This window comes from Nocardioides allogilvus (assembly GCF_003047285.1).
GTDB lineage: Bacteria > Actinomycetota > Actinomycetes > Propionibacteriales > Nocardioidaceae > Nocardioides > Nocardioides allogilvus.
This window is the reverse complement of record NZ_PZYX01000008.1, coordinates 68,144-93,554: the sequence shown is the minus strand read 5'-3', so window position 1 is coordinate 93,554 and position 25,411 is coordinate 68,144. Positions and strand designations below refer to the sequence as shown.

General features: G+C 68.8%; 27 protein-coding genes. 24 read left to right on the top strand and 3 right to left on the bottom strand.

What is annotated here, in order from left to right; translation table 11 throughout:
- Position 1 precedes the first annotated feature (1 nt).
- The 20 genes from rpsS to C9J87_RS12995 all read left to right on the top strand — a co-directional run bounded on the left by rpsS (position 2) and on the right by C9J87_RS12995 (position 11,044).
- Positions 2-283: a 30S ribosomal protein S19 gene (gene rpsS / locus C9J87_RS13090; protein WP_010831712.1), complete on the top strand. Its 282-nt coding sequence runs from the start codon at positions 2-4 to the stop codon at positions 281-283.
- Positions 280-708: a 50S ribosomal protein L22 gene (gene rplV, locus C9J87_RS13085; RefSeq protein ID WP_010831713.1), complete on the top strand. Its 429-nt coding sequence runs from the start codon at positions 280-282 to the stop codon at positions 706-708. Before rpsS ends, rplV begins: the two co-directional genes overlap by 4 nt.
- A complete protein-coding gene (gene rpsC / locus C9J87_RS13080; protein ID WP_010831714.1) occupies positions 708-1,568 on the top strand; it encodes a 30S ribosomal protein S3 in 861 nt (286 codons plus the stop codon). Before rplV ends, rpsC begins: the two co-directional genes overlap by 1 nt.
- Before the next feature lie 5 nt (positions 1,569-1,573).
- A complete protein-coding gene (gene rplP / locus C9J87_RS13075) occupies positions 1,574-1,993 on the top strand; it encodes a 50S ribosomal protein L16 (protein WP_036490063.1) in 420 nt (139 codons plus the stop codon).
- Complete coding sequence (gene rpmC, locus C9J87_RS13070; protein ID WP_010831716.1) at positions 1,993-2,241, top strand: 50S ribosomal protein L29; 249 nt, start codon at positions 1,993-1,995, stop codon at positions 2,239-2,241. Before rplP ends, rpmC begins: the two co-directional genes overlap by 1 nt.
- Complete coding sequence (gene rpsQ, locus C9J87_RS13065; RefSeq protein WP_010831717.1) at positions 2,238-2,522, top strand: 30S ribosomal protein S17; 285 nt, start codon at positions 2,238-2,240, stop codon at positions 2,520-2,522. Before rpmC ends, rpsQ begins: the two co-directional genes overlap by 4 nt.
- Before the next feature lie 106 nt (positions 2,523-2,628).
- Positions 2,629-2,997 (top strand): 50S ribosomal protein L14, encoded by a 369-nt coding sequence (gene rplN, locus C9J87_RS13060; RefSeq protein ID WP_010831718.1) that lies wholly within the window; start codon positions 2,629-2,631, stop codon positions 2,995-2,997.
- 3 nt (positions 2,998-3,000) lie between these two features.
- The gene (rplX, locus tag C9J87_RS13055; RefSeq protein WP_232211567.1) at positions 3,001-3,351 is read left to right on the top strand and encodes a 50S ribosomal protein L24; all 351 of its coding nucleotides are present in this window, start codon (positions 3,001-3,003) and stop codon (positions 3,349-3,351) included.
- A gap of 1 nt (position 3,352) precedes the next feature.
- Positions 3,353-3,916: a 50S ribosomal protein L5 gene (gene rplE, locus C9J87_RS13050; protein ID WP_010831720.1), complete on the top strand. Its 564-nt coding sequence runs from the start codon at positions 3,353-3,355 to the stop codon at positions 3,914-3,916.
- A gap of 1 nt (position 3,917) precedes the next feature.
- Complete coding sequence (locus C9J87_RS13045) at positions 3,918-4,103, top strand: type Z 30S ribosomal protein S14 (RefSeq protein WP_010831721.1); 186 nt, start codon at positions 3,918-3,920, stop codon at positions 4,101-4,103.
- Positions 4,104-4,178: 75 nt separating this feature from the next.
- Entirely contained in the window at positions 4,179-4,586 is a 408-nt protein-coding gene (gene rpsH / locus C9J87_RS13040; RefSeq protein ID WP_010831722.1) for a 30S ribosomal protein S8, read from the top strand.
- A gap of 32 nt (positions 4,587-4,618) precedes the next feature.
- Complete coding sequence (gene rplF / locus C9J87_RS13035; RefSeq protein ID WP_010831723.1) at positions 4,619-5,161, top strand: 50S ribosomal protein L6; 543 nt, start codon at positions 4,619-4,621, stop codon at positions 5,159-5,161.
- Position 5,162: 1 nt separating this feature from the next.
- Positions 5,163-5,546 (top strand): 50S ribosomal protein L18, encoded by a 384-nt coding sequence (gene rplR, locus C9J87_RS13030; protein ID WP_010831724.1) that lies wholly within the window; start codon positions 5,163-5,165, stop codon positions 5,544-5,546.
- Positions 5,547-5,591: 45 nt separating this feature from the next.
- Positions 5,592-6,227: a 30S ribosomal protein S5 gene (rpsE, locus tag C9J87_RS13025; RefSeq protein ID WP_010831725.1), complete on the top strand. Its 636-nt coding sequence runs from the start codon at positions 5,592-5,594 to the stop codon at positions 6,225-6,227.
- The gene (rpmD, locus tag C9J87_RS13020) at positions 6,227-6,409 is read left to right on the top strand and encodes a 50S ribosomal protein L30 (RefSeq protein ID WP_010831726.1); all 183 of its coding nucleotides are present in this window, start codon (positions 6,227-6,229) and stop codon (positions 6,407-6,409) included. Before rpsE ends, rpmD begins: the two co-directional genes overlap by 1 nt.
- Before the next feature lies 1 nt (position 6,410).
- Positions 6,411-6,854, top strand: a complete 444-nt coding sequence (gene rplO, locus C9J87_RS13015) for a 50S ribosomal protein L15 (RefSeq protein WP_010831727.1) — start codon at positions 6,411-6,413, stop codon at positions 6,852-6,854.
- A gap of 213 nt (positions 6,855-7,067) precedes the next feature.
- Positions 7,068-8,363, top strand: a complete 1,296-nt coding sequence (gene secY / locus C9J87_RS13010; protein WP_010831728.1) for a preprotein translocase subunit SecY — start codon at positions 7,068-7,070, stop codon at positions 8,361-8,363.
- The gene (locus tag C9J87_RS13005) at positions 8,364-8,939 is read left to right on the top strand and encodes an adenylate kinase (RefSeq protein ID WP_010831729.1); all 576 of its coding nucleotides are present in this window, start codon (positions 8,364-8,366) and stop codon (positions 8,937-8,939) included.
- A gap of 11 nt (positions 8,940-8,950) precedes the next feature.
- The gene (gene map, locus C9J87_RS13000; protein WP_408635557.1) at positions 8,951-9,772 is read left to right on the top strand and encodes a type I methionyl aminopeptidase; all 822 of its coding nucleotides are present in this window, start codon (positions 8,951-8,953) and stop codon (positions 9,770-9,772) included.
- 213 nt (positions 9,773-9,985) lie between these two features.
- A complete protein-coding gene (locus C9J87_RS12995) occupies positions 9,986-11,044 on the top strand; it encodes a TerC family protein (protein WP_010831731.1) in 1,059 nt (352 codons plus the stop codon).
- Here C9J87_RS12995 and C9J87_RS12990 read toward each other — a convergent pair whose 3' ends face one another.
- Genes C9J87_RS12990 through C9J87_RS12980 form a run of 3 tightly spaced genes read right to left on the bottom strand, consistent with a single transcriptional unit; the run spans position 11,045 to position 14,344 of the window.
- A complete protein-coding gene (locus C9J87_RS12990; protein WP_010831732.1) occupies positions 11,045-11,737 on the bottom strand; it encodes an HNH endonuclease family protein in 693 nt (230 codons plus the stop codon).
- Complete coding sequence (locus C9J87_RS12985) at positions 11,725-13,116, bottom strand: serine/threonine-protein kinase (RefSeq protein WP_010831733.1); 1,392 nt, start codon at positions 13,114-13,116, stop codon at positions 11,725-11,727. Before C9J87_RS12985 ends, C9J87_RS12990 begins: the two co-directional genes overlap by 13 nt.
- A gap of 7 nt (positions 13,117-13,123) precedes the next feature.
- The gene (locus tag C9J87_RS12980) at positions 13,124-14,344 is read right to left on the bottom strand and encodes an FHA domain-containing protein (protein ID WP_036490067.1); all 1,221 of its coding nucleotides are present in this window, start codon (positions 14,342-14,344) and stop codon (positions 13,124-13,126) included.
- Positions 14,345-14,567: 223 nt separating this feature from the next.
- Here C9J87_RS12980 and C9J87_RS12975 point away from each other — a divergent pair, with 223 nt between their 5' ends.
- From C9J87_RS12975 to C9J87_RS12960, 4 genes are read left to right on the top strand one after another with little or no spacing between them, the layout of a single operon-like run.
- Complete coding sequence (locus C9J87_RS12975) at positions 14,568-20,771, top strand: Ig-like domain-containing protein (protein ID WP_157953194.1); 6,204 nt, start codon at positions 14,568-14,570, stop codon at positions 20,769-20,771.
- 29 nt (positions 20,772-20,800) lie between these two features.
- Positions 20,801-21,769, top strand: a complete 969-nt coding sequence (locus C9J87_RS12970; protein WP_010831736.1) for an AAA family ATPase — start codon at positions 20,801-20,803, stop codon at positions 21,767-21,769.
- A 7-nt stretch (positions 21,770-21,776) separates the two neighbouring features.
- Positions 21,777-22,955 carry a DUF58 domain-containing protein gene (locus tag C9J87_RS12965; RefSeq protein ID WP_107705728.1) on the top strand — a complete coding sequence of 393 codons (1,179 nt, stop codon included), beginning with the start codon at positions 21,777-21,779 and terminating at the stop codon, positions 22,953-22,955.
- On the top strand, positions 22,952-25,384 hold the full coding sequence (locus C9J87_RS12960; protein WP_107705727.1) for a transglutaminase-like domain-containing protein: 2,433 nt from the start codon (positions 22,952-22,954) through the stop codon (positions 25,382-25,384). The genes C9J87_RS12965 and C9J87_RS12960 overlap by 4 nt, the downstream gene beginning before the upstream one ends.
- The last annotated feature ends 27 nt before the right edge of the window (positions 25,385-25,411 follow it).

Sequence of the window (25,411 nt, the reverse complement as noted above, 5' to 3'; positions counted from 1 at the left end):
TATGCCTCGCAGCCTGAAGAAGGGCCCCTTCATCGACGACCACCTTCAGAAGAAGGTGGACGCCGAGAACGACAAGGGCACCCACAACGTCATCAAGACCTGGTCGCGTCGGTCGATGATCGTGCCCGACATGATCGGTCACACCATCGCCGTACACGACGGTCGCAAGCACGTCCCCGTGTTTGTCACCGACTCGATGGTCGGCCACAAGCTGGGCGAGTTCGCCCCGACGCGCACCTACAAGGGGCACGTCAAGGAAGACCGGAAGGGAAAGCGTCGATGAGCGTCACCGAGCGCCAGCGCACCAGCGCCCGCCGCGTGACTCTGCTGGGTGACCAGCCGGGTTCCTACGCGTGCGCCCGTTACGTGCGCATCACCCCCATGAAGGCTCGCCGTGTCGTCGACATGGTCCGCGGCCTTCCCGTCGACGAGGCCCTGTCGCTGCTGCAGTTCGCGCCGCAGGCCGCCTCGGAGACCGTCTACAAGGTGCTGGAGAGCGCCATCGCCAACGCGGAGACCACCGAGGGCCTGTCCAAGGCCGACCTCGTCGTCTCCGTCGCGATGGTCGACGAGGGCCCGACGATGAAGCGTTGGCGTCCGCGTGCCCAGGGTCGTGCGACTCGCATCAACAAGCGCACCAGCCACATCACGCTCGTCGTGCAGCCGGCCGACGTCGCTGCCGCGAAGAAGAACGGAAGGGGTGCCTGATGGGCCAGAAGATCAACCCGAATGGGTTCCGCCTGGGCATCTCGACCGACCACAAGAGCCGTTGGTACGCCGACAAGCTCTACAAGTCCTACGTCGGTGAGGACGTCGCGATCCGTCGCCTGCTGTCCAAGGGCATGGAGCGCGCCGGCATCTCGAAGGTGGAGATCGAGCGCACCCGTGACCGCGTGCGGGTGGACATCCACACCGCGCGTCCGGGCATCGTCATCGGTCGCCGTGGCGCCGAGGCCGACCGCATCCGCGGCGAGCTCGAGAAGCTGACCGGCAAGCAGGTCCAGCTGAACATCCTCGAGGTCAAGAACCCCGAGATCGACGCCCAGCTCGTCGCCCAGGGAGTTGCCGAGCAGCTCTCCGGTCGCGTGCAGTTCCGTCGTGCGATGAAGAAGGCCATGCAGACCTCGATGCGCTCGGGTGCCAAGGGCATCCGGATCCAGTGCTCGGGTCGTCTCAACGGCGCCGAGATGTCGCGCACCGAGTTCTACCGCGAGGGTCGCGTTCCGCTGCACACGCTGCGTGCCGACATCGACTACGGCTTCTACGAGGCCAAGACCACCTTCGGCCGCATCGGCGTGAAGGTCTGGATCTACAAGGGTGAGGTTGCCGGCACGCGTGCCGAGCGCCAGGCGCAGGCTGCTGCTCGCGCCGGTGCTCCGGGTCGCGGTGGCGCAGGCGGCGCAGGCGGCCGTCCCACCCGTGGTGGCGAGCGCCCGAGCCGTGGCACCCGCACCGACCGACCGGCTCGCTCCGACGCGCCCGCCGAGGCTGCTGCTCCCGCGGCGACCGAGGCTCCGGCCGTGACGTCGGGCGAGGCCGCAGTCGCTTCCACCGGACAGGAGGGCTGAGCACCATGTTGATGCCCCGTCGCGTCAAGCACCGCAAGCAGCACCACCCCAAGCGGACCGGTGCGGCCAAGGGCGGCACGAAGCTCGCCTTCGGTGACTTCGGCATCCAGGCGATCGATGGTCACTACGTGACCAACCGACAGATCGAGTCGGCCCGTATCGCCATGACCCGCCACATCAAGCGAGGCGGAAAGGTCTGGATCAACATCTACCCGGACCGCCCGCTGACCAAGAAGCCTGCCGAGACCCGCATGGGTTCCGGTAAGGGTTCGCCCGAGTGGTGGGTGGCCAACGTCAAGCCCGGCCGCGTCATGTTCGAACTTTCCGGTGTCGACGAGGAGACCGCTCGCGAGGCCATGCGCCGCGCGATGCACAAGCTCCCCATGAAGTGCCGGTTCATTTCCCGCGAGGCAGGTGAATTCTGATGAGCAACAAGCTGAATGCCTTCGAGCTCGACGAGCTCAACGCTGTCGACCTCGAGTCGAAGCTCCGCGAGGCCAAGGAGGAGCTGTTCAACCTCCGCTTCCAGGCGGCCACCGGCCAGCTGGAGAGCCACGGTCGTCTCCGTACGGTCAAGAAGGACATCGCCCGGATCTACACCGTGGTGCGTGAGCGCGAGCTCGGTATCCGCAGCACCCCGGGAAGCACCAACACTGAAGAGGCCAGCGCATGAGCGACACCACTGAGACCAGCCAGGACGACAAGCGCAACCAGCGCAAGATCCGCGAGGGCCTGGTCGTGAGCGACAAGATGGACAAGACCATCGTCGTCACGGTCGAGGACCGCGTGAAGCACGCGCTCTACGGCAAGGTCATGCGCAGGACCTCGCGTCTGAAGGCGCACGACGAGACCAACGAGTGCGGCATCGGCGACCGGGTCCTCATCATGGAGACCCGTCCGCTGTCGGCCACCAAGCGCTGGCGCCTCGTCGAGGTCCTCGAGAAGGCCAAGTGACCTGAGGCCCTTTCGCCTCTGAGCTTCACCTCACCACACATCCGTTCGGCCAGGCTCGAGATCCCACTGAGATCTCGAGAACCAGCTCGACAACCAGGAGATATCAATGATCCAGCAGGAGTCGCGACTCAAGGTCGCCGACAACACCGGTGCAAAGGAGATCCTCTGCATCCGTGTTCTCGGTGGCTCGGGCCGTCGCTACGCCGGCATCGGTGACGTCATCGTCGCCACCGTCAAGGACGCGATCCCCGGTGGCAACGTCAAGAAGGGCGACGTCGTCAAGGCCGTCATCGTGCGCACCGTCAAGGAGCGTCGCCGTGCCGACGGTTCCTACATCCGCTTCGACGAGAACGCTGCCGTCATCCTCAAGGCCGACGGCGAGCCGCGAGGCACCCGCATCTTCGGCCCCGTGGGTCGCGAGCTGCGCGAGAAGCGCTTCATGAAGATCATCTCGCTCGCCCCCGAGGTGTTGTGAGAGATGGGTAAGGGCATGAACATCAAGAAGGGCGACACCGTCAAGGTGATCGCAGGCAAGGACAAGGGCGCCGAAGGCAAGGTCATCTCGGTCCTCCGCGAGGAGGAGCGCGTGATCGTCGAGGGTGTCAACCGCATCAAGCGGCACACCAAGGCGGTCCAGGGTGGCAACACCGGCGGCATCATCACCGCCGAGGCTCCCATCCACGTCAGCAACGTGATGCTCGTCGAGGGTGACGGCGTCACTCGCGTCGGCTTCCGTCGCGACGAGGTGACCAAGCGTCGCACCGACGGTTCGACGTACCCCGCCCAGCGCAGCGTTCGCGTGTCGCGCAAGACCGGTAAGGAGATCTGAGATGGCTGAGACCACCACCGAGATCCCGCGCCTGAAGGCTCGCTACCGCGCGGAGATCCTGCCGGCGCTGCAGGCCGAGTTCGACATCAAGAACGTCATGCAGGTCCCCGGCCTGACCAAGATCGTCGTCAACATGGGCGTGGGCGAGGCTGCTCGCGACTCCAAGCTGATCGAAGGCGCGATCAAGGACCTGACCGCGATCACCGGCCAGAAGCCGTCGGTGACCAAGGCTCGCAAGTCGATCGCCCAGTTCAAGCTGCGTGAGGGCATGCCCATCGGTGCCCACGTCACGCTGCGTGGCGACCGCATGTGGGAGTTCCTCGACCGCCTCCTGTCGCTGGCGCTGCCGCGCATCCGCGACTTCCGTGGACTCAGCAGCCTGCAGTTCGACGGCCGTGGCAACTACACCTTCGGTCTGACCGAGCAGGTCATGTTCCACGAGATCGACCAGGACAAGATCGACCGCTCGCGCGGTATGGACATCACGGTCGTCACCACCGCCACCAACGACGACGAGGGTCGCGCCCTGCTCAAGCAGCTCGGCTTCCCGTTCAAGGAGAACTGACATGGCGAAGACTTCGCTGAAGGTCAAGGCCGCCCGCAAGCCCAAGTTCGCGGTTCGTGGCTACACCCGTTGCCAGCGCTGCGGCCGCCCCAAGGCGGTCTACCGCAAGTTCGGCCTGTGCCGGATCTGCCTGCGCGAGATGGCACACCGTGGCGAGCTGCCCGGCGTGACCAAGTCCTCCTGGTAAGCCACCAGACTTCACCTCACAACCGCTGAAGGTCCGCCCCGTGCGGAAACCACAGAAGAGAGAGAACATCCAGCTATGACCATGACTGACCCGATCGCAGACATGCTGACGCGTCTGCGCAACGCCAACCAGGCGTACCACGACGAGGTGTCGATGCCCTTCAGCAAGATGAAGGAAGGCCTCGCCGAGATCCTCAAGCAGGAGGGCTACATCACGTCGTTCGACGTGAAGGAGCCGACCGAGGGTGAGGTCGGCAAGACGCTGATCGTCACGCTCAAGTACGGCCGCAACCGCGAGCGCTCCATTGCCGGGGTCCGCCGCATCAGCAAGCCCGGTCTCCGGGTCTACGCCAAGGCCACGGGTCTCCCCAAGGTCCTCGGCGGGCTCGGTGTCGCGATCATCTCGACGAGCCAGGGCCTCCTGACCGACCGCCAGGCCAACCAGAAGGGCGTGGGCGGCGAAGTCCTCGCCTACGTCTGGTAATCCGGACTACTAGACCAGAAGGAGAAACAAGCATGTCGCGTATTGGCAGGCTCCCCATCCCGGTCCCGTCCGGTGTCGATGTTGCCATCGACCAGGCGACGGTCACCGTCAAGGGCCCCAAGGGCACCCTGAGCCACACCGTGGCTTCGCCCATCGTGGTGGAGAAGGGTGAGGACGGCGTCCTCTCGGTCAACCGCCCGAACGACGAGCGCGAAAGCCGCTCGCTGCACGGTCTGACCCGCACCCTGATCAGCAACATGGTCGTCGGTGTCACCGAGGGCTACGAGAAGAAGCTCGAGATCGTGGGCGTGGGTTACCGCGTTCTGCCCAAGGGCCCCACGCAGCTCGAGTTCCAGCTCGGCTACTCACACCCGATCGTGTTCGACGCACCTGAGGGCATCACGTTCACGACCGAGGGCCCGACCAAGCTCGGCGTCGTCGGTATCGACAAGCAGCTTGTCGGCGAGGTCGCGGCCAAGATCCGCAAGCTGCGCAAGCCTGAGCCCTACAAGGGCAAGGGCGTGCGTTACTCCGGCGAGCACATCCGCCGCAAGGTCGGAAAGGCCGGTAAGTGACATGGCTATCTCACTGAGCAACAACAAGCACACCGCTGGTCGCGTCAAGTCGCGTCTGCGCCGTCAGGTCCGAGGCCGCAAGCGCGTCTCCGGCACTGCCGAGCGTCCGCGTCTCGTCGTCACCAAGTCGGCCAAGCACCTTTCTGTCCAGGTCGTCGATGACCTGCAGGGTGCGACGCTGGCCTACGCCTCCACCATGGAGGCCGACGTCCGCGCCGCCGCAGGTGACAAGACCGCCAAGGCCGTGAAGGTTGGTGAGCTCGTAGCCGAGCGCGCCAAGGCCGCAGGCATCGACGCAGTCGTCTTCGACCGCGCCGGCAACAAGTACCACGGCCGCATCGCGGCCCTTGCAGACGCCGCCCGTGAGGGCGGACTGTCGTTCTGATCGCCAACGCGGTAAGAGAGAGATCTTAGATATGGAGCACATCTCATGAGCGGAGCCCAGCGCGGACAGCGCAGCGGCGGCTCGGGCGACCGTCGTCAGCGTGACGACCGTCGCGGTGGCGGCGCTGAAAAGTCTGTCTACATCGAGCGAGTCGTAGCCATCAACCGAGTTGCCAAGGTCGTCAAGGGTGGTCGTCGCTTCAGCTTCACCGCCCTCGTGATCGTGGGCGACGGCGACGGTCTCGTCGGCGTCGGCTACGGCAAGGCCAAGGAAGTTCCCGCGGCGATCGCCAAGGGTGTCGAGGAAGCCAAGAAGTCCTTCTTCAAGGTTCCCCGCATCCAGGGCACCATCCCGCACCCGGTCCAGGGCGAGAAGGCTGCAGGCGTCGTCCTGCTCCGTCCCGCGTCCCCCGGTACCGGTGTCATCGCCGGTGGTCCGGTGCGCGCGGTTCTCGAGTGCGCCGGCATCCACGACGTCCTGAGCAAGTCGCTCGGTTCCTCCAACCAGATCAACATCGTCCACGCAACCGTGGCGGCGCTGAAGATGCTGGAAGAGCCCGAGCAGGTTGCCGCTCGTCGCGGTCTGACCGTCGAGCAGGTCACCCCGGCCGCCATCCTGCGTGCCCGCGAGACGGGTCGCGAAGAGGCAGCGGCTGCTGCCGCTGCGGGGGTGTCGTCCTGATGGCACAGCTCAAGGTCACGCAGAACAAGGGCCTCATCGGTCTCAAGCAGAACCAGCGCGACACTCTGCGCTCGCTGGGCCTGAAGCGGATCAACGATGTGGTCGTCAAGGAGGACCGCCCGGAGATCCGGGGCATGGTCCAGACCGTCCGTCACCTGGTGACGGTCGAGGAGGTCGACTGACATGGGTGCTCTCAAGCTGCATCACCTGCGCCCCGCACCGGGCGCGAAGACTGCCAAGACCCGCGTGGGTCGTGGTGAGGCTTCCAAGGGCAAGACCGCGGGCCGCGGTACCAAGGGCACCAAGGCTCGCTACAACGTCCCGGTCGCCTTCGAGGGTGGCCAGATGCCGATCCACATGCGTCTGCCGAAGCTGAAGGGGTTCAAGAACCCGTTCAAGGTGGAGTTCCAGGTCGTCAACCTCGACAAGCTCGCCGAGCTCTACCCGCAGGGTGGGGCCGTCTCGGTCGAGGACCTGATCGCCAAGGGTGCCGTCCGCAAGGGCTCGCCCGTCAAGGTGCTCGGCCAGGGCGACATCTCCGTCGCCGTCCAGGTCAGCGTCGACGCGTTCTCGGGCTCCGCCAAGGCGAAGATCGAGGCCGCTGGCGGCAGCGCCACGGTGGTTTGAGGACCATCAGCCCAGCTCAGTAGTACGCGGCCCGGCCGAACAGTGGGAACTGTGCGGCCGGGCTTGCGCGTTCACCGGGGCAACCAGGCAGTGACCTCACTGTTAGGCTCTCCCGGGCCCTCGCGGAGGCAGTCCCAGAAGTAGTTCATCGAGGGTTTCACCGGCCGAGGCAGGACACCTCCTGCGTCGGCAACGCATCAGAAAGAGGATCCTGTGCTCAGCGCGTTCGCCAACGCTTTCCGCACGCCGGACCTGCGGCGCAAGCTGCTGTTCGTCCTGCTGATTGTCATGATCTTCCGCCTCGGCTCCCAGGTGCCGACGCCAGGTGTCAACGTGGCGAACGTCGACGCCTGTCTCAACGACGTCGAGTCCAGCGGCCTCTACCAGCTCGTCAACCTGTTCTCCGGTGGTGCGCTGCTCCAGCTGACGGTCTTCGCGCTCGGGATCATGCCCTACATCACGGCCTCGATCATCCTGCAGCTGCTCGTCGTGGTCATCCCGCGACTGGAAGCGCTGAAGAAGGAAGGCCAGGCGGGGCAGACCAAGATCACGCAGTACACGCGCTACCTCACGCTCGGTCTCGCGCTGCTGCAAGCCACCGGCATCGTGGCGCTCGCCCGCTCCGGCAACCTGCTCCAGGGCTGTGAGCGCGAGCTGTTGCACAGCAACAGCACCTCGACCTTCCTGACCATGGTCATCACCATGACCGCCGGCACCGCCGTCATCATGTGGCTCGGCGAGCTCATCACCGACCGCGGCATCGGCAACGGCATGTCGATCCTCATCTTCTGCCAGGTCGTCGCGACTTTCCCGGCCTCGCTGTGGGCGGTCCAGTCCTCGCAGGGCTGGGTGGTCTTCGGCATCGTCATGATCATCGGCCTGCTGCTCGTCGCGGCCGTCATCTTCATCGAGCAGGCCCAGCGCCGCATCCCCGTGCAGTACGCCCGGCGCATGGTCGGACGCAAGATGTTCGGCGGCTCGTCGACGTACATCCCGCTCAAGGTCAACCAGGCCGGCATCATCCCCGTCATCTTCGCCTCGTCGCTGCTCTACCTGCCGGCGATGGCGGTGCAGTTCAACCAGGCCAGCACGTCACCCGTGCTGCAGTGGGTCAACAAGTATCTTGTGGGCGGTGACCACCCCATCTACATGGCGGTCTACTTCCTCTTGATCATCTTCTTCACGTACTTCTACGTCTCGATCACCTTCAACCCTGAAGAGGTCGCGGACAACATGAAGAAGTACGGCGGCTTCATCCCCGGGATCCGGGCGGGCAAGCCGACCGAGGACTACCTGTCCTACGTCCTGTCCCGCATCACGTTCCCTGGAGCTCTCTACCTCGGTCTCATCTCGCTGGTCCCGCTGATCGCCTTCGCGCTGATCAACGCCGACCAGAACTTCCCCTTCGGTGGGACCTCGATCCTGATCATGGTCGGCGTTGCGCTGGACACCGTGAAGCAGATCGAGAGCCAGCTCCAGCAGCGCAACTACGAAGGGTTCCTGCGTTAAATGAGACTCATCATCATGGGCCCGCCCGGTGCCGGCAAGGGTACGCAGGCGAAGTTCATCGCCGAGCACTTCGCGATCCCGGCGATCTCCACGGGCGACATCTTCCGTGCCAACGTCACCAGCGGCACGGAGCTCGGTGTCGAGGCGAAGCGCTACATGGACGCGGGTGAATACGTCCCCGACGAGGTCACCAACCAGATGGTGCGCAACCGCATCGACGAGCCCGACGCCGAGCCCGGCTTCCTGCTCGACGGCTACCCGCGCACCCTGGCCCAGGTCGAAGAGCTCGACGGCATGATCAAGCACACCGGCCACGCGCTCGACGCCGTGGTCGTGCTGACGGTCAACCAGGACGAGGTCGTGGACCGCCTCCTGCAGCGCGCCGAGACCGAGGGCCGCGCCGACGACACCGCTGAGGTCATCCGGCGCCGCCAGGAGATCTACGCCGAGGAGACGGCTCCACTCATCGAGGTCTACCGCGACCGCGGCCTGCTCATCGAGGTCGACGGCCTCGGCGAGATCGACGACGTCACCCAGCGCATCTTCGACGCGCTCGACGTCGTGCCCCAGAGCTGACCGGGTCCGTGGTGTTCGCCAACCGGGGCCTTGAGATCAAGACCCGCGACCAGATCGACAAGATGCGGGTCGCGGGACTCCTGGTCGGCGAGACGCTCGAGCTCCTGCGCTCCGCGGCCCGTCCCGGGATGTCCACCGGCGAGCTCGACGCCCTGGCGGAGGCCAACATCCGCGACCACGGCGGCATCCCGTCGTTCAAGGGCTACAGCCACCCGCCGTTCCCGGCGACGATCTGTGCGTCGGTCAACGACGAGGTGGTGCACGGCATCCCCGGGGCGCGCGTGCTGGGCGAGGGCGACATCATCTCCATCGACTGTGGCGCGATCGTCGACGGCTGGCACGGCGACGCCGCGATCACCGTCGCGATCGGTGAGGTCGCCCCCGAGGTGACCGAGCTGATGCGGGTCACCGAGGGCGCCCTGTGGGCCGGTCTGGCGGCCGCTCGCCTGGGCGGGCGGGTCACCGACATCTCGCACGCCGTCGAGCAGCACGTCCGCGCCCAGGGCCGCTACGGCATCCTGGAGGACTACACCGGCCACGGCATCGGCACCGAGATGCACATGGCGCCCAACGTCCCCAACTTCGGTCGCCCGGGCAAGGGCGCGACGCTGGTGGAGGGCCTGGCGCTGGCCGTCGAGCCCATGGTCACGCTCGGCAGCAAGGAAACCGACCTGCTCGAGGACGACTGGACCGTCGCCACCGTCGACGGGTCCATGGCCGCCCACTTCGAGCACACCTTCACCCTCACGCCCGAGGGCGCGTGGGTGCTGACGGCCATCGACGGCGGCGCTGCCCGCCTGGCCGAGCTCGGGGTCCCGTTCGGCGGTCGCTGAGTTCGCGTCGCCGTACACACGCATGACAGACTGACGGCCCAGGAGGGGAGTATTCCCCCGTGGTGGTGTCGTCAGTACGGCGCAGGCGCGAGCCCGCACCCGGTGCCATCGGTTCGTGTGCCCAGCACCGAGCGGAAGAGACCTCCGGAGCGTACGAATGCGCGCAGCCCACCGCTCGCACAATCCTGGTCCACTCCGGAGGAGAAGCACCACGTGAACTCACTGCTCGGCGACTCGGTCGCCTCACCCACTGTCTGGGCGATCACCCTGGTCGTCACCGTCGGCGTCCTGATGGTCGACCTGCTCGTGATCGCTCGTCGCCCGCACGAGCCGACGATGGGCGAGGTGTCCCGCCACCTCGCGTTCTTCGTCGGCCTGGCGATCGCCTTCGGCGTCGCGCTGCTGGTCTTCGCGCAGCCGCACGAGCTCTCTCCCAACCCGGGTGCTGAGTTCTTCGCCGGCTGGCTGACCGAGTACAGCCTGTCGGTCGACAACCTGTTCATCTTCATCATCATCATGAACAGCTTCGCGGTGCCGCGGAAGTACCAGCAGACGGCGCTGATGATCGGCATCGTGCTCGCGCTGGTGATGCGCGCGATCTTCATCGTGATCGGCGCGGCTGCGATCAACGAGTTCAGCTGGGTCTTCTACCTCTTCGGTCTGTTCCTCGTCTACACCGCCGTCAAGCTGGCCAAGGAGGGCGGCGAGGACGAGGACGAGTACGAGGAGAACCGGCTGGTGAAGTTCGCCGAGAACCACCTGCCGGCCACCAAGGAGTGGAACGGCACCAAGTTGTTCAGCGTCGAGAACGGCAAGCGCGTCATCACGCCGATGTTCCTGGTCATCCTCACCCTGGGCACCACGGACCTGCTGTTCGCGCTCGACTCGATCCCGGCGATCTACGGCCTGACGCAGGACCCCTACCTCGTCTTCACCGCGAACATCTTCGCGCTGATGGGCCTGCGCCAGCTCTACTTCCTCATCGGCGGCCTGCTGCAGCGCCTGATCTACCTCTCCTACGGCCTCGCGTTCCTGCTCGCCTTCATCGGCGTCAAGCTGATCCTGCACGCCCTGCACGAGAACGAGCTGGCGTTCATCAACGGCGGCGAGCACGTCAAGTGGGCCCCGGACATCCCGATCTGGCTCTCGCTGGTGGTCATCATCGGCACGCTGGCCATCACTGCAGTGGCCTCGCTGGTCGTCTCCGCCCGGATGAGTGCCGCCGAGCAGGACGCCGCCACCGGCCCCCGCCGCGACTGGGACAACGACTAGCTAGCAGTCGAGGCGACGGATGGTGGCCTCGTCGGCGCTGGTGATCGGCAGCCCCCAGGCCACCGCCACGCGGAGGTACTTCCGCACGTAGGTGCAGTGGTAGGCCCTCCGGGGCGGCAGCCACTCCGAGGGGCTCGAGGCCACCTTGTCGTCGTTGGCGCTGGCGGACACGGCCAGCAGCTCGCGGCGTACGTCGTTGGCGAACGCCACCCGGCGGCGCTGGCTCCACGCCCACGCGCCGCCGTGCCAGGCCTCGGCGAGTGGGTAGACGTGGTCGATCGCGATGTAGTAGCCGTCGGTGCGCCACGTCAGCCGCCGCCCGGTGTAGGGGTCTCGCAGGCGGGCGTCGTAGATGCGGCACCGCGATCCCCAGCGCATCTCGATGTCGCGCATCTGCCGGAGCAGGACGTCCTCGCGGGTGGTGCAGCCGTTGTGCGCGAACGGCCCGTCGTGATCGTCGGTCCACGGCTCGCCGAAGACGCAGGCGCCCGGGTCGCAGTCGCGGTCATAGCCCGGGTGGTACGGCGCCGTGTCGACGACCTCGACGGCGGCCAGCAGCCGATCGACCCGGGAGTCGTCGGCCGCGTGGACAGGAGTCGCCAGCGGCGTACAGGCCAGGGCGAGTGCCGCGAGGATGAGCCGACCACTTGCCGCACGTGGCTGCGGGGCTCGCGATCCGCTCAGGGCACGCACTCGTTGGCCGTGGGGGACTCGTCGGAGCCTCGCACCTGGCGCACCTCCAGGCACACCTGCTCGGTGCTGCTGACCCGGACCGAACGCTTGCTGGTGCGCTCGAACGCGTCGGTGCCGATCTCCTGCCAGATCCACTCGTCGCCGGCCTCCACGGAGTCCTGGCTGTCCCAGCGGAAGACGACGGAGCTTCCCGAGCGCTGCCCGCTGAGGTTGGGCGGCGAGGTGAGGGTGTCGGGGATGAGCGGCGACGGGGTGTCGGAGGTCGACGGTTGGGTCGGCGTGGGGGAGTCGCCGCGCCCACCTCCGGTGAGGATCAGCCCACCGATCAGGGCGACCGTGGCCAGCACGCCGATGACGGCCCAGACCAACCCGGAGACAGGACGCTCGTCGGTGTCGGGCTCGGTCTGCGCCGTCGCGATCCGGCGCGGACCGGACGCCGAGATGACCGTGACCGCCTTCATGACGGTGCGGTCCTCCTCGGGCTCCGGATCCGGCGTCCGCACCGACGTGTCGGGACGGTCACCCTCGACCGCGACCACGGTGCGGGGCCAGTTCGCGGCCGCCTCGATCTGCTGGAGGCTGCGGGCGAGGTCGAGCGCGCTCTGCGGGCGGTGTGCGGGGTTCTTGGCCAGGCACTGCTGCAGCAGCCGGTCGAGCGCGGGCGGCACGTCCGAGCGCTGGGTGGCGGGCGCGGCGGCGTGCAGGATGCGAGCGCTGAGGGCGCGCGTCGAGTTGTCGCCCGACGGGATGGAGAACGGCGACCGGCCCACCAGCAGGTGCCAGATCGTCGCGCCGAGGGAGTAGACGTCGGAGGCCACCGAGCCGTTGGACCGGCCGTCGAGCAGCTCCGGCGGCGACCACGGGTAGGAGATGCGGACGTCGCTCTCGCCCTCGACGTCGGCGATGTGGCCGGCGATCCCGAAGTCGGTGAGCGCGGGCTCGTGATAGGTCGTGACCAGCACGTTGCTGGGCTTGATGTCGCGGTGCAGGATCCCGGAGCGGTGGGCGGTCTCGATGGCGCTGGCCAGCTTGATGCCGGTGCTGACGGCGTCCACGACCGCCATCGGGTTGGAGCGCACCCGCACGCCGAGGTCAGGCGGCGGGCAGTAGCGCATCACGAGGTAGGGCCGGCCGCCCTCGACGGTGACCCCGGCGGTGATCACCGAGACGATGTAGGGGTGGTCGGCCAGCGTGGCCATCGCGTTGGCCTCGGCGGTGAAGAGCTGCTTCTCACGGTCGTTGAGGGGTACGTCGGGGCGCACGACCTTGACGGCGACCCGCTGCCGCGGCCAGTGCTGCTCGTAGAGGAAGACGTCGGCGAACCCGCCGCTGCCCAGGTGCTCGACGAACGTGAAGCCAGCGATGACAGGTGCACTCATCGGGCACTCACCGCGGCACCACCGGACCGACCTCGAAGCGGACCTCGTAGACCTCGGCGAGGTCGAGGCTGCAACCGGGCTCGAGGACATAGGCCTCACGGGCGCGCATTCGTTCCGGTTCGCGTCCGGGCATGGTGAGCATCGTGCCACCACGAGAGTCGAGGTCGCGCGCCAGCACGTTCCAGCCGTCCAGCTCGATGTGCAGGTGCATGCGCGACACGAACGTGTGGTCCGAGGGCAGGTGGACGAGGTGGGGCCAGTCGGTGCTGCCCTCCAGCGGGGCGGGCTTGCGGCCCAGCACGACGCCTCGATCGAGCGGCACGACCTCGCCCGTGGGGAGGCGCAGCCCGCCCAGGACCGGTCGCGGCACCCGTCGTGGCTCCTGCGGTGCGACCGGCTGGCGGCACACCCGGCACACCTTGCTGTCCGCCGGTGTGAGGTGACCGGTCTGGCAGCTCACCGCGAGCACCGTGTCGCTGGTGCCGTGGCGCAGGTGGGATGCGAGCTCGGGCCGGTGCACCGTCGACCCGTCGTGGTCGTCGTCCGCGTCGTCGACGTGGGGGTCGAGGAGCCCGGAGGCGACGTCGGCGGTCGCCGGCTGGATCGTGGTGTGCGCGCCCTCGGAGATGCGCTCCACGAACCCGGGTCCGGGCTCGGTCGTGTCGCCCAGGGGACCGGTGTCGTGCCCGGCTTCGTCGGTGGGCCGGCGGCGCGGGCGAGGGGGTGGTCCGTCGGGTCCGGTCGCGGCGAGGATCTCGTCGGGGATGCCGTCGATGAGCGGCCCCCCTGCGATCGGCGCCGGGGACGCGTGCACCCGGGGCGGCGAGACACGGTGGGCGAGCGGGCTGAGCGTCGCGCGCGACGCGGCCACAACCCCACCCGCGAGGCGACGCAGTCGCGGGACGGCCGCCGGATCCGCGCCGCCGTCGAGCGAGAGGATGCGGTCGGCACCGGAGACGCGGACGTGCCCGCGTCCGCGCGAGACGGAGGTGGAGCCGCCCTGGGCCAGGTCGACGATGGCCAGACCCGGAGGTTCGCCCGCGAACGCCTTGTCGACGATCGCCAGCACCTGCTCGGTGACGGAGGAGTCACTGGCGCGCGCTCCGGAGACCACGTCCCAGATCTCGTCCAGGACGTCGTCGTCCCCGGGGTCGGTCATGAGCACCCAGTGATCGCCCGCACCGAGGAGAACGCCGTCCCCTGCGGCGTACCTGGTCTCCACGACCACGACTGCCTCCTCACCCCATTGAGTGGCCACTGCTGTCCTACCCTGCCCCATGCCCGGGAGCGTGACCCTCACCATCGTCCCCGATGAGATGCCACTCTGTCTCAACTTGTCCTCGAGCGCACACCTACATACGCTCACGGTGCGACTTTCGGGTGGGTCGCACTTGTCGTGTAGGGGGACGCAGGTGGCACGCGCTGGTTTCATTCGTCGGCACAAGGTGGCCGTGGCGTCCAACACTGCCCTGGTGCTCGCGGCCGGCGCGGTCATCGGCTACGCCGTGGCCGCCGACGGATACCAGGCCCACGTCGCCCAGCTCAACGACGGTGGCATCTGGGTGGTCCACGGCGACCGCGGCATCTTCGGCCGGATCAACAAGCCGATCAACCAGCTCGACACGGTCGTCTTCGGTGAGAACGGCAGCGACCGCCGCCTCGACGTCGTCCAGGACGGAGCCGCGGTCGCAGCGATCGACCGCACGGCCAACACCGCGCAGGTCATCGACCCCTTGACCTCCAAGCTGGACCCGACCGGGAAGATCTCGCTGCCACCGGTCGGCGAACAGCGGATGGTGGCGGGGACGTTCGCCTCGGTCGATGGTGAGAACGGTGACCTCTGGGCGGTGCAGCTCGACCCCCAGCGTGGCAAGCCGTTGATCACGTCGCTGGACGTCCAGGCCAAGCCCCTGACGTCCGTCGGTGACGCGGCTGCCCTGACGATCACCCAGTCGGGCACGGTCGTCGCGAGCTCCGCGGACGAGGGGACGCTCACCTACGTCGTGCCCACGGGTGACACCTTCGAGAAGCCGCGCGAGACCGAGCTGCCCGCTCCTGCCGGCGAGCCCACGTCGCTCACCGCTGTCGGCGAGCACGTCGTCACGCTCGATGCGACGTCCGGGGAGCTCGCCGTGATCGACGGCGCCTCGGCCACGGTGCCTGCCGACAGCGTGCTCCAGCAGCCCGGTCCGGACGCGGACGCGGTGCTCGTGGCCTCGCCCGACGCCCTGCTCAGCATCGACCTCGAGTCCGGCACCAGCACCGTCGTGGACGAGGGGGGCGGCACCCCCATCGCGCCGGTCCGGCTGGGTGCCTGCTCCTACGCCGCCTGGTCCGGCGGCAACGGGGCGGTGACGGTCCAGTGCGGCGACGACGAGGCCACGTCCTCGACCCTGGTCGCCAGGTCCAGCCATCTCTCCTTCCGGGTCAACCGTGGCCAGATCGTCCTCAACGACGACCGGAGCGGCAACGTCTGGGACCTGGACTCGCCGGAACCGAAGGAGATCGACAACTGGACCGCCTTCACCACGAGCAAGGAATCGAAGGACGAGGACCAGAAGAACCAGCAGCAGACCACGGGCGATCGCACCCCGCCCGAGGCCAAGCCGGACCAGTACGGCGCCCGCGCGGGCCGCACCACGGTGCTGCACCCCCTCGACAACGACTCCGCCCCCGAGGGCCGGCTGCTGAGCATCATCGACGTCGAGCAGCCGACCGGAGGTGCCACGGCCGAGATCAGCCCGGACGGCCAGACCATCTTGTTGCAGCTGCCGCAGAAGGCGCGCGCCACCTCGTTCGACTACTTCATCGACGACGGGCGCAACAACTTCAGCGCCCACGCGACCGTGAGCGTGGACGTGCGAGGGAGCGCAGACAACGAGCAGCCCGCCCTGCGCAAGGGCTTCGAGCCCCGCACCTGGCGCACCGCCGCGAACAGCTCGGTGACCATCCCGGTGCTCGCCGACTGGCGAGACGACAGCGACGGTGACTCCCTCGTCCTGGACTCGGCCGTGGTGCTGGGAGCCGGCGACTCGGGCGCGGTGGCCCGGACGACGTCCGACGGCCGGGTCAGGTTCACCGGCTCGCGCGAGGGCGGCGAGACCTACCGGGTCGAGTACCTCGTCAGTGACGGACGTTCCGAGCCCGTCAAGGAGCTGCTGACCTTCGAGGTCCAAGAACGCCTCGACCGCCAGACGTTCCCGGCCGTCGCCCAGCCGGACGTCGTCCGTGGTGAGGAGGACCAGCCGATCAAGATCCGGCCACTGCTCAACGACCTGCCCGGGTCGGATCCAGGCACCCCCAACGCCGAGCTCGCGCTCGGCGGCAAGATCACCGACCAGACCGGCGCCACCATCAAGACCGATGTCGAGAACGGCGTCATCACGTTCATCGCCGACGATCCCGACACCTACTTCATCGAGTACGACGCCGCGTTCGGCAAGGCCCAGCTCGACGCGGCGACGGTGCGCATCGACGTACGCCCCCGGCCCAAGTCGCCCGGGGCCCCGATCACGATGCCGGACAACGTCACCGTCTACGACCAGGACGCCGGCATCGTCGATGTCCTGGCCAACGACCTCGATCCGGCGGGCGGCCTGCTCGTCGTGCAGAACGCGACGGCCGAGAACCCCAACCAGCTCGACGTGGCGATCATCGACGGCCGCTGGCTGCGGATCTCCTCGCGCCAGGGTGACCTCGCGCCCAACCCGCAGCTGGTGAACTACACCATCAGCAACGGCTCCATCTCGGGCATCGAGGGGGAGGTCTCGGTGAGCCAGCGACCGGCGCCGGCCGACAACACCCCGGTGACCACGACCGACCGGGTGCACGTGCGGGCCGGCACGTCGGTCACCGCACCGGTGCTGGACAACGACATCTCGCCCTCCGGCGACCGGCTCTCCCTGGTCGCGGACACCGCGCAGGAGGTGCCGGGCGAGCTCGAGATCGACGTGCCGGTCGACGTGAAGGGCGATGTCGGAACCGCGCTCGTGTCCGGTCGCAACGTCCGCTACATCGCCCCCGACCTCAAGGAGCGCGACTCCTTCGAGGTGCGCTACGTCGCGCAGTCGACGACCGGGGACAAGGCCCTCGGTCGCCTGATCGTGATCGTCACCCCGGCCGACGACCCCAACACCCCGCCCGAGCCGCCCACGCTGGAGGCCCGAGCGGTCTCCGGTGACGTCATCAAGGTGCGGCTGCCCGGCAGCGGGATCGACCCGGAGGGCGACCCGGTCACCATCGCGGGCATCACCTCGGCGCCGACGCGGGGCCGCGTGACGTCGTTCGGCGGCAACTACCTCACCTACCAGGCCTACCCGCGCACTGCCGGCACCGACGAGTTCGAGTACTCCGTTGTCGACAGCCGCGGTGCCGTGGCCACCGGGACCGTGCGCGTGGCCGTGGTGCCCCAGGGGGAGCCCCAGCCCCCGCTGGCCGTGGCCGACCAGGTCACTGTCGAACCCGGCCGCACGGCGGTCCTCGACCCGTTGGCCAACGACTACATCTCGCCCGGCGACGACGTCGCGATCCGGCTGATCGACCCGCCCGAGGGTGTCACCCACGACCCGGAGACCGACCTCGTCTCCGTCCCGGCGTCGAAAACCGCCCGGGGAGCGGCGCGGACGGTCTTCTACGAGATCAGCAACGGCGTCTTCTCCTCGATCGCCACCTTGCGCGTCGACACCGCGGACGCCTACAAGAACCCGCCGGTCGTCCATGACTCCTTCGGCCGCGCCGACGACAGCGGAAGCGTCTCGGTCAACGTCCTCGAGGACGCCTACGATCCCGACGGCACGCTGGGCGACCTGCACGTCACCGAGGTGATCGGCACCGAGGGCCGACCGAGTGTCAACCGTGCCGGCACCACCATCAAGGTCAACCGCGGTCTGAACCCGATCGTCGTCCCCTTCCGGGTCGAGGACGCCGATGGAGCGGCAGCGACCGCCTCGTTGTACGTCCCGCCGACCGGGACCGGGATTCCCTACGTCAAGCCCGATGCGCTGATCGAGCTCAAGGAGGGTGGCTCGGCGAAGGGCAGGCTCAAGGACTACGTCGTCAACCCGTCGGGAGGACAGCTCCGGTTGACCGGTCGCGGCTCCGTCTCGGCCTCACCGAGTGAGCTCGAGTCCACGCGCGTGGACGACGACTCGTTCGAGGTCACCGCCCGCGACGGCTACCGCGGTCCCGGTGCGCTGCTCGTCGAGGTGACCACGGCGACGAACGCAGCCGGCAACGAGGATCCCCAGGACCCCACCGACGGCTACACCGCCCTGCTGTCGGTGCCCGTCCAGGTCGGGGACGACAGGCCGGTCCTGGAGTGTCCGCAGGCCACCATCCCCATCTCGGCGGGGGAGAGCTACGACCTGGACGTCGAGTCCTTCTGCAACGTGTGGACCCTCGACCCCGCAGACGCCCCTGACCTGGACTACCGCGCCGAGTGGAGCAACAGCCTCGAGGGGCTGACGGTGTCGGGTGACGGGAGCCCGGTGCTGGAGATCTCAGCGGACGAGAACGCCGGCCGTGGCGGAGAGGCCACGCTCACGGTCACCGCCGGGGAGAGCCTGCCGGCGGAGATCCGCTTCCGGTTGACGAGCGCCCCACCGCCCAGCATGTTGCCCGTCCGTGCCCAGGAGATCGAGGCCGGCACCTCGCTCGACCTCGAGCTGGCTCGCTACCTCGAGTCCGGCGTCGCGGACCCGACACCCACGCTCGTGGACGTCGACCTGATCAGCGGCTCGGGCGTGAGCGCGAGCCCCGACGGCCGGTCGGGAGTCACCCTGCGTGCGGGCGCCGAGGCCCGCGGGAAGGTCGTCTTCCGCGTCGTCATGAGCGACATCGACGACTCGTCCGCAGGCCCCGCTCGCCGGGCGGAGGGCAGGATCGAGGTCGAGGTCGCCGGGGTGCCAGGTCAGCCGAGCAAGCCGTACTCCTACGAGAACGTGGAGAAGGGCTCCATCCGCCTCGGCTGGTTCGCACCCAAGGACGACGGTGGCTCCCCGATCACCGGCTACCGGATCATCGAGACGAGGTCCGGCGACCAGCGCACCTGTCGCACCAACGAGTGCGACTTCCCGGGACTCAAGGAGCAGAAGGACTACAACTTCCGCGTGCGCGCGGTGAACAAGGTGGGCCTGGGGCCGTGGAGCGAGCTGTCGGAGACGGCCTACGCCGACACCAAGCCGGGGCGTGTCGCCAACATCAAGATGGTCTCGCGCGGTGACCACACCATCACGCTGGGGTGGTCCAAGCCGCAGAGCACGACGCCGATCAAGCAGTACCTCGTGCGCTGGCAGGGACATGCGGTCCCCGTCGCCGGCAACACCCTGTCCGTGACCGACCTCGACAACAACAAGAAGTACACCTTCTCCGTCGAGTCGCAGAACGGTGCCGGCTGGTCGCTGCCGAGGGAGTCTGCCTTGATGCAGTCCCTCGGGACGCCGCTCGCCCCGGCGGGCCTGCGTGTCGTCGACCGCCAGTCCGGCCTGCAGGCCACGGACATCAGCGCGTCGTGGACGCCGACGGCACCGGAGGGTCCCGCGCCGACCTTCTACACCCTCTCCTACTCCGCCGACGGAGGGGCGCTCACGCCCGTGCCCGGCTGCACGCGCATCCAGGCCACGACGTGCACCCACAGCGGCGTGAAGTACGACGGCACGAAGTACAACTACGTCGTACAGGCCCACAACATCGAGAACAGCTCCCCGACCAGCGCACCGGTCGTCTTCGACGCGATCGGCAAGCCCGCCAACTGGGGCCCCTTCACGGCCACCCCCACCGGGGTGGACAACCAGGTGCAGGTCACGGGCACTGCCCCCGAGTCGCGGGGCAACCTCGCCCAGGCCGCCATCATCGTCGGTGGGGGAGTCGTCTGGGAGCGAGCGGTCACCCCGGGCGCCATCATCAACGAGCTCGTGTCCACGCCGGGCAACAACGCGCCGTACTCCGTCCAGATGCGGATGTGCAACGAGCACGCGGCCAGGGTCGGCTGCAGCACCTCCGAGCCGAAGTCGGTCCAGACCTACGGTCCGCTGACCCGGGCCCACCTCAACGACGTCAGCCCCAGTGTCAACGGGCTCACCGTCACCTGGACGATCAGCGGCACCTCCAACGGTGACGCGGCGGCCGTCGGGATCAAGGTCGACGGCGGTGTCGAGCAGGTGCGCCCGCAGAGCGGTCCCGGGCCGTTCTCGTTCACCCACGTCGTCACGGTCGACGACTACAACAAGCGCACCAGCATCGAGGTGCGGCTCTTCGACGACAGCCCGGCCAACCGCGGTCAGGCGGTGGTCTACGGACAGGTCGACTCCGGTGATCCGCCGCCGCCCAGCTTCACGATCAGCAAGGGCGCCCAGTGCTCCACGGCCGCGGACGCCGCGACGAACTGCCACAGCGTCGACAGCAGCGGCGGCTCGTGCGAGGAACCCAGCTGCGCCTTCGTGAACGTCGCCTACACCAACCAGGGCAAGGCCCTGAGCTGCTCGGTCGACGTCTGGTCCTTCAACCTCCTCGGCAACGGCTACTGGCAGACACGCAAGAACTTCACCGCGGAGGCGAAGACCACCACCTCATCGACGCCGATCACCTGGTGGGGCGAGACGAAGCGGGCGCTCCGGGTCAACTGCGGGCAGTACGCGTCCAACGAAATCGAATGGTAAATGCACACCCACACTGCGACAGGAGCACCATGACGATCAGCCACGAGCAGGCCGACTGGTTCAAGCAGACCTTCGACCAGCTGACCGACAACATGGAGATTGCGGTGCTGGGCAAGCGGCACGTCGTCCGCCTGGCGTTGACCTGCCTGTTGTCGGAGGGGCACATCCTCCTCGAGGACTTCCCCGGGACCGGCAAGACCATGCTGGCGCGCGCCCTGGCCAACACGGTCCAGGGCTCCAACGCCCGCATCCAGTTCACCCCCGACCTGCTGCCCTCCGACGTCATCGGCGTCACGGTCTACGACCAGCACAAGGGCACCTTCGACTTCCACCCCGGCCCGATCTTCCACACGATCGTCCTCGCCGACGAGATCAACCGTGCCTCGCCGAAGACCCAGTCGGCGCTGCTCGAGGTGATGGAGGAGAGCCGGGTCACCGTCGACGGCGTGGCGCACTCCGTCGGCCGGCCCTTCCTGGTGATCGCCACCCAGAACCCGATCGAGCAGGCGGGGACCTACCGCCTGCCCGAGGCACAGCTCGACCGCTTCCTGATGAAGACCTCGATGGGTTATCCCGACCGCGCTGCCACGATCGAGCTGCTCGTCAACGCGGCCGTGCGCGACCGGGCAGCGCTCGTCACGCCGGTCATCACGGCGGCCACGATCTCGCAGATGAGCGGTCTGGCCGACCAGGTCTACGTCGACCCCGCCGTGGTGGGCTATGTCGCCGAGCTCGCGGAGGAGTCGCGCCGCCAGCCGCACGTCAAGCTCGGCCTGTCGGCGCGCGGTTGCCTGGCCTTCATCCGCGTCGCCAAGACCTGGGCGGCCGCCGACGGTCGCGACCACGTCGTCCCCGACGACATCAAGGAGCTCGCCGAGCCCGTGCTGTCGCACCGCCTCCTCCTCGACGCCGAGGCTCAGTTCAGCGGCGTCAGCGTGCAGACGGTCATCGGCCGGCTGCTCGACTCGGTCGCGCCGCCGACCGACCGGGTGGCCTGAGCCGTTGATGGAGCGGGTCAAGGAGCTGCTGAGGATCGTCCGCCCGGTGGGGTGGCTGATCCTCGGCCTCGGCATGGGCGCGGCGTACGTCGCGGTCGTCGCCAACTGGCGCGAGCTGGCCGTCATCGCGGCAGCCTGCCTGCTGCTGCTCGCCCTCGCCGCGCCGTTCCTGATCGGTCGCACCAACGTCGCGGTCGACCTGCGGCTCGAGCCCGAGCGGGTGGCGGCGGGGGAGTCGGTCGCCGCCGGCGTGGTCGTCACGAACATCGCCAACGGCCGCCTCATCCCCACGACCCTCGAGGTTCCGGTCGGGTCGTCGATGCACCGCTACGGCATCGCGTCGCTGCCGGCCGGCGGTCGGCACGAGGAGTCGTTCACCATCCGCACCGAGCACCGCGGCGTGATCGCCGTGGGACCGGCCACGACCCGTCGTGGCGACCCGATCGGCATCTTCTCGCGCGACATGGTCTGGACCCCGGTGCGGGAGGTCCTGGTGCGTCCCCCGATGGTGCCGCTCGACTCGCTGGGCGCCGGTCTGCTGCGTGACCTCGAGGGGGTCTCGACCGACGCCCTGTCCCAGAGCGACCTGGCCTTCCATGCGCTGCGCGAGTACGTCCCCGGTGACGACCTGCGCCACATCCACTGGCGCTCGTCCGCCAAGGTGATGGCCTCCGGGGGCGACTCCAACCTGCTCGTGCGCCAGTACCTCGACACCCGCCGCAGCCACGCCGCGATCGTGGTCGACGACGTCGCGTCCTCGTGGGCCGATCCCGACGACTTCGAGTCGGCCATGTCGGTGGCGGCCTCGATCGCCGTACGCGCCGTGCTGGACGAGTTCGACGTCTCCTTCGTCTGCGGCGACACCGCCTCGACCGGCAACGACGGGCACCTGGCCCTCGACGCCGTCTGCCGCGCGGAGCACGGCCGCTCCGGCATCGTGAAGTCGGCGCGCCGCGCCACCCAGGTCGCGCCCGACTGCAGCCTGGTGTTCCTGATCGGCGGCCCCGGCACGGAGTTCACCGACCTGCTGCGCGGCGCTGCCGCGTTCCCCCCTGAAGTACGCCGCTACGCGATCCTCATCGACCCGTCGGGCACCAGCCGGGTGACCGAGACCGGCGGCCTGCCCGTGCTGCACCTCGCCGAGACGAACGACCTCGGCGGACTCCTCCTCTGGAGCGTCAAGTGAGCGCACCCCACTCGGGCGTCGACACCGTCACCCGCTCCCGCCGCAACCAGCTGCTGCCCGACCCGGCGACGTCGTTGGACCTGCTCTTCGTCCTGCTGCTGGGCGGACTCGCCCTGAGCGGCTTCGCGACGTCCTTCACCGGCTGGGGATTCCTGGTCGTGGGGCTCATCGGCGTGGCGCTGGGGATCGTGGTCACCCACACCACCCGCACCCTCGGCTGGCCGCTCATCGCACCGGTCATGATCGTGGCGGTGTTGTTCTTCCTGCTGGGCGGCCCGTTGTGCCTGCGGTCGGTGGGCGACACCGCCTTCCTGCCCGGTGGCTCGACGCTCGGGACGCTCGTCGACCAGGCGATCTTCGGCTGGAAGGACATGCTCACCACGCTGCCCCCGGTCGACGGCGACGGCCCGCTGCTCGTCCTGCCGTGGTTGCTGGGCCTGACGGCGGGCGTGCTCGGCACCGTGCTGAGCGGCGTGCGGCTGCCTCGTGCCTGGCTGAGCGCACTGCTGCCCGTGCTCGCGATGACGGGGGTCCTGGCCGCGGTCATCCTGCTCGGCGTGCGCCACCCGCAGTCGGTGCTGGTGCAGGGCTCGGTGTTCGCCGCCGCAGCGCTCGGCTGGCTGGCGATCCGGGCCCGCCGCGCCTCCGCCACGGTCCACGGCGGCACCTCCGGCTGGGGCCGCGTCGCGCTCGGGGGCGCCCTCGTGCTGCTGGCCTCGGCGCTGGCGCTGCCGGCCAGCGCGCTGGTCACCGGCGGCGACGACGAGGGTCGCACCGTGGTGCGCACCTGGGTCGAGCCGCCCTTCGACATCGGGCGCTACCCGTCGCCGCTGGCGGGGTTCCGCAAGTACATCGACCTCGGGAAGAACGAGGACCCGGCCAACGTCTACGACAAGACCCTCTTCACCGTCGAGGGTGTAGCCGGCCTGCGCATCCGCATCGCTGCCATGGACACCTACGACGGCCTGGTCTGGGGAGCCTCCAACGACGCGCTGCCCGGCGCCGGCGACGACTCCTTCCAGCGGGTCTCCTCGACCATCGACAACCCGGTCGAGGGCCGCGAGGTCGAGGCCACGGTGACCATCGGCGAGGGCTATGACGGCGTGTGGCTGCCGACGGTCGGTGCGCTGCAGGGCGTCGAGTTCCGCCAGGGCGACCCGGACGCCAAGGCCGAGTCCTTCCGCTACAACCTGGCCACGTCCACCGCGGTCGTGCCCTCCGGCATCCGCCGGGGGGACAGCTACTCGTTCACCGCGGTGCAGCCGGCCGACGACCTCACCCGGGAGACGCTCGCCTCCACCGCACTCGCAGCCTCGCCTCCCGGCACCGGCTTCCTCAAGGAGCCGGCCGCCGACTGGGCGGAGAAGGCCTCGACGCCGATCGAGCGGGTGCTCGCGATCGCCGAGCACCTGCGGACCGAGGGGAAGTACTCCGACGGCGTACGCAAGGCCGAGCAGGTCTACCACCCCGGTCACCACGTCCAGCGCCTCTCCGACGAGTTCGTCAACGACGAGCAGATGGTCGGCAACGATGAGCAGTACGCCGCTGTGATGGCCCTGCTCGCCAACGAGGTCGGCGTGCCGGCGCGGGTCGTGCTGGGAGCCTTGGTTCCCGAGGACGGCGTCGTCACCGGCGAGCAGGTGGAGGCCTGGGTCGAGCTGCGCGCGGCCGACGGCTCGTGGCGGACGCTGCCCACCGAGGAGTTCATGTCCAAGGAGCCGCCGGCCGAGGAGCTGCCCGAGAACAACACCCCGATGAGCGGCACGGTCGTCCCTCCGCCCGCGCCGATCCCGCCGCCCTCCGACGCCGGCGAGCAGAGCGATGCCGACCTGAGGGAGCGCAAGGGCACCAAGGACGACCAGGACGAGGAGGCTTCGCTCGTTGCACGCCTGCCCGCTTGGGTGGTGTTCGCCGGCAAGTACGTCGGTGGGCCGCTGCTGTTCCTGGGCGCTGTCCTGGCCGCCATCGTCGGGCTCAAGCTCCTCAGGCGCCGCCGGCGCCGCAGCGCTGCCAGTGTGTCCGCCCGCTTCGTCGGAGCCTGGCGCGAGCTGGTCGACCATGCTCGCGACCTGGGCCAGCCGGTGCCGCTCGGCCCCACCGTGACTCGGCGTGAGCAGTCGGGGGCGATCGGCTCGGAGTCCGCGCCTGCCCTCGCCCGTCGAGCCGACAGCTTCGTCTTCGGCCCGGTCGTGCCCGAGGCCGCGGCGGCCACGACGTACTGGGAATCGGTCGATTCCGAGCGCAGGGCCATGTCACGCTCGGTGGGTCGGCGTCGTCGGTGGTTGGCGGCGATCAACGTCGCATCGCTGCGACGTGGCAAGATGACCCCCGCGTCGCCTCGTTCGACGCCCGACGAGCAGGCCCAGGGCCTGCCCGCCCCACCCCGGCCGACCAGGCGGGTGCGCGGTGGCCGGCGCCGCTCGTCCTGATTGGTCTTTTGGTCCCGCGACTGACTA

What these genes read in the sequence shown, in the direction of transcription:
- rpsS (WP_010831712.1), top strand. Translation starts at nt 2, where the DNA reads ATGCCTCGCAGCCTGAAGAAGGGCCCCTTCATCGACGACCACCTTCAG.
- rplV (WP_010831713.1), top strand. Translation starts at nt 280, where the DNA reads ATGAGCGTCACCGAGCGCCAGCGCACCAGCGCCCGCCGCGTGACTCTG.
- rpsC (WP_010831714.1), top strand. Translation starts at nt 708, where the DNA reads ATGGGCCAGAAGATCAACCCGAATGGGTTCCGCCTGGGCATCTCGACC.
- rplP (WP_036490063.1), top strand. Translation starts at nt 1,574, where the DNA reads ATGTTGATGCCCCGTCGCGTCAAGCACCGCAAGCAGCACCACCCCAAG.
- rpmC (WP_010831716.1), top strand. Translation starts at nt 1,993, where the DNA reads ATGAGCAACAAGCTGAATGCCTTCGAGCTCGACGAGCTCAACGCTGTC.
- rpsQ (WP_010831717.1), top strand. Translation starts at nt 2,238, where the DNA reads ATGAGCGACACCACTGAGACCAGCCAGGACGACAAGCGCAACCAGCGC.
- rplN (WP_010831718.1), top strand. Translation starts at nt 2,629, where the DNA reads ATGATCCAGCAGGAGTCGCGACTCAAGGTCGCCGACAACACCGGTGCA.
- rplX (WP_232211567.1), top strand. Translation starts at nt 3,001, where the DNA reads ATGGGTAAGGGCATGAACATCAAGAAGGGCGACACCGTCAAGGTGATC.
- rplE (WP_010831720.1), top strand. Translation starts at nt 3,353, where the DNA reads ATGGCTGAGACCACCACCGAGATCCCGCGCCTGAAGGCTCGCTACCGC.
- C9J87_RS13045 (WP_010831721.1), top strand. Translation starts at nt 3,918, where the DNA reads ATGGCGAAGACTTCGCTGAAGGTCAAGGCCGCCCGCAAGCCCAAGTTC.
- rpsH (WP_010831722.1), top strand. Translation starts at nt 4,179, where the DNA reads ATGACCATGACTGACCCGATCGCAGACATGCTGACGCGTCTGCGCAAC.
- rplF (WP_010831723.1), top strand. Translation starts at nt 4,619, where the DNA reads ATGTCGCGTATTGGCAGGCTCCCCATCCCGGTCCCGTCCGGTGTCGAT.
- rplR (WP_010831724.1), top strand. Translation starts at nt 5,163, where the DNA reads ATGGCTATCTCACTGAGCAACAACAAGCACACCGCTGGTCGCGTCAAG.
- rpsE (WP_010831725.1), top strand. Translation starts at nt 5,592, where the DNA reads ATGAGCGGAGCCCAGCGCGGACAGCGCAGCGGCGGCTCGGGCGACCGT.
- rpmD (WP_010831726.1), top strand. Translation starts at nt 6,227, where the DNA reads ATGGCACAGCTCAAGGTCACGCAGAACAAGGGCCTCATCGGTCTCAAG.
- rplO (WP_010831727.1), top strand. Translation starts at nt 6,411, where the DNA reads ATGGGTGCTCTCAAGCTGCATCACCTGCGCCCCGCACCGGGCGCGAAG.
- C9J87_RS13005 (WP_010831729.1), top strand. Translation starts at nt 8,364, where the DNA reads ATGAGACTCATCATCATGGGCCCGCCCGGTGCCGGCAAGGGTACGCAG.
- C9J87_RS12985 (WP_010831733.1), bottom strand. Translation starts at nt 13,116, where the DNA reads ATGAGTGCACCTGTCATCGCTGGCTTCACGTTCGTCGAGCACCTGGGC.
- C9J87_RS12970 (WP_010831736.1), top strand. Translation starts at nt 20,801, where the DNA reads ATGACGATCAGCCACGAGCAGGCCGACTGGTTCAAGCAGACCTTCGAC.
- C9J87_RS12965 (WP_107705728.1), top strand. Translation starts at nt 21,777, where the DNA reads ATGGAGCGGGTCAAGGAGCTGCTGAGGATCGTCCGCCCGGTGGGGTGG.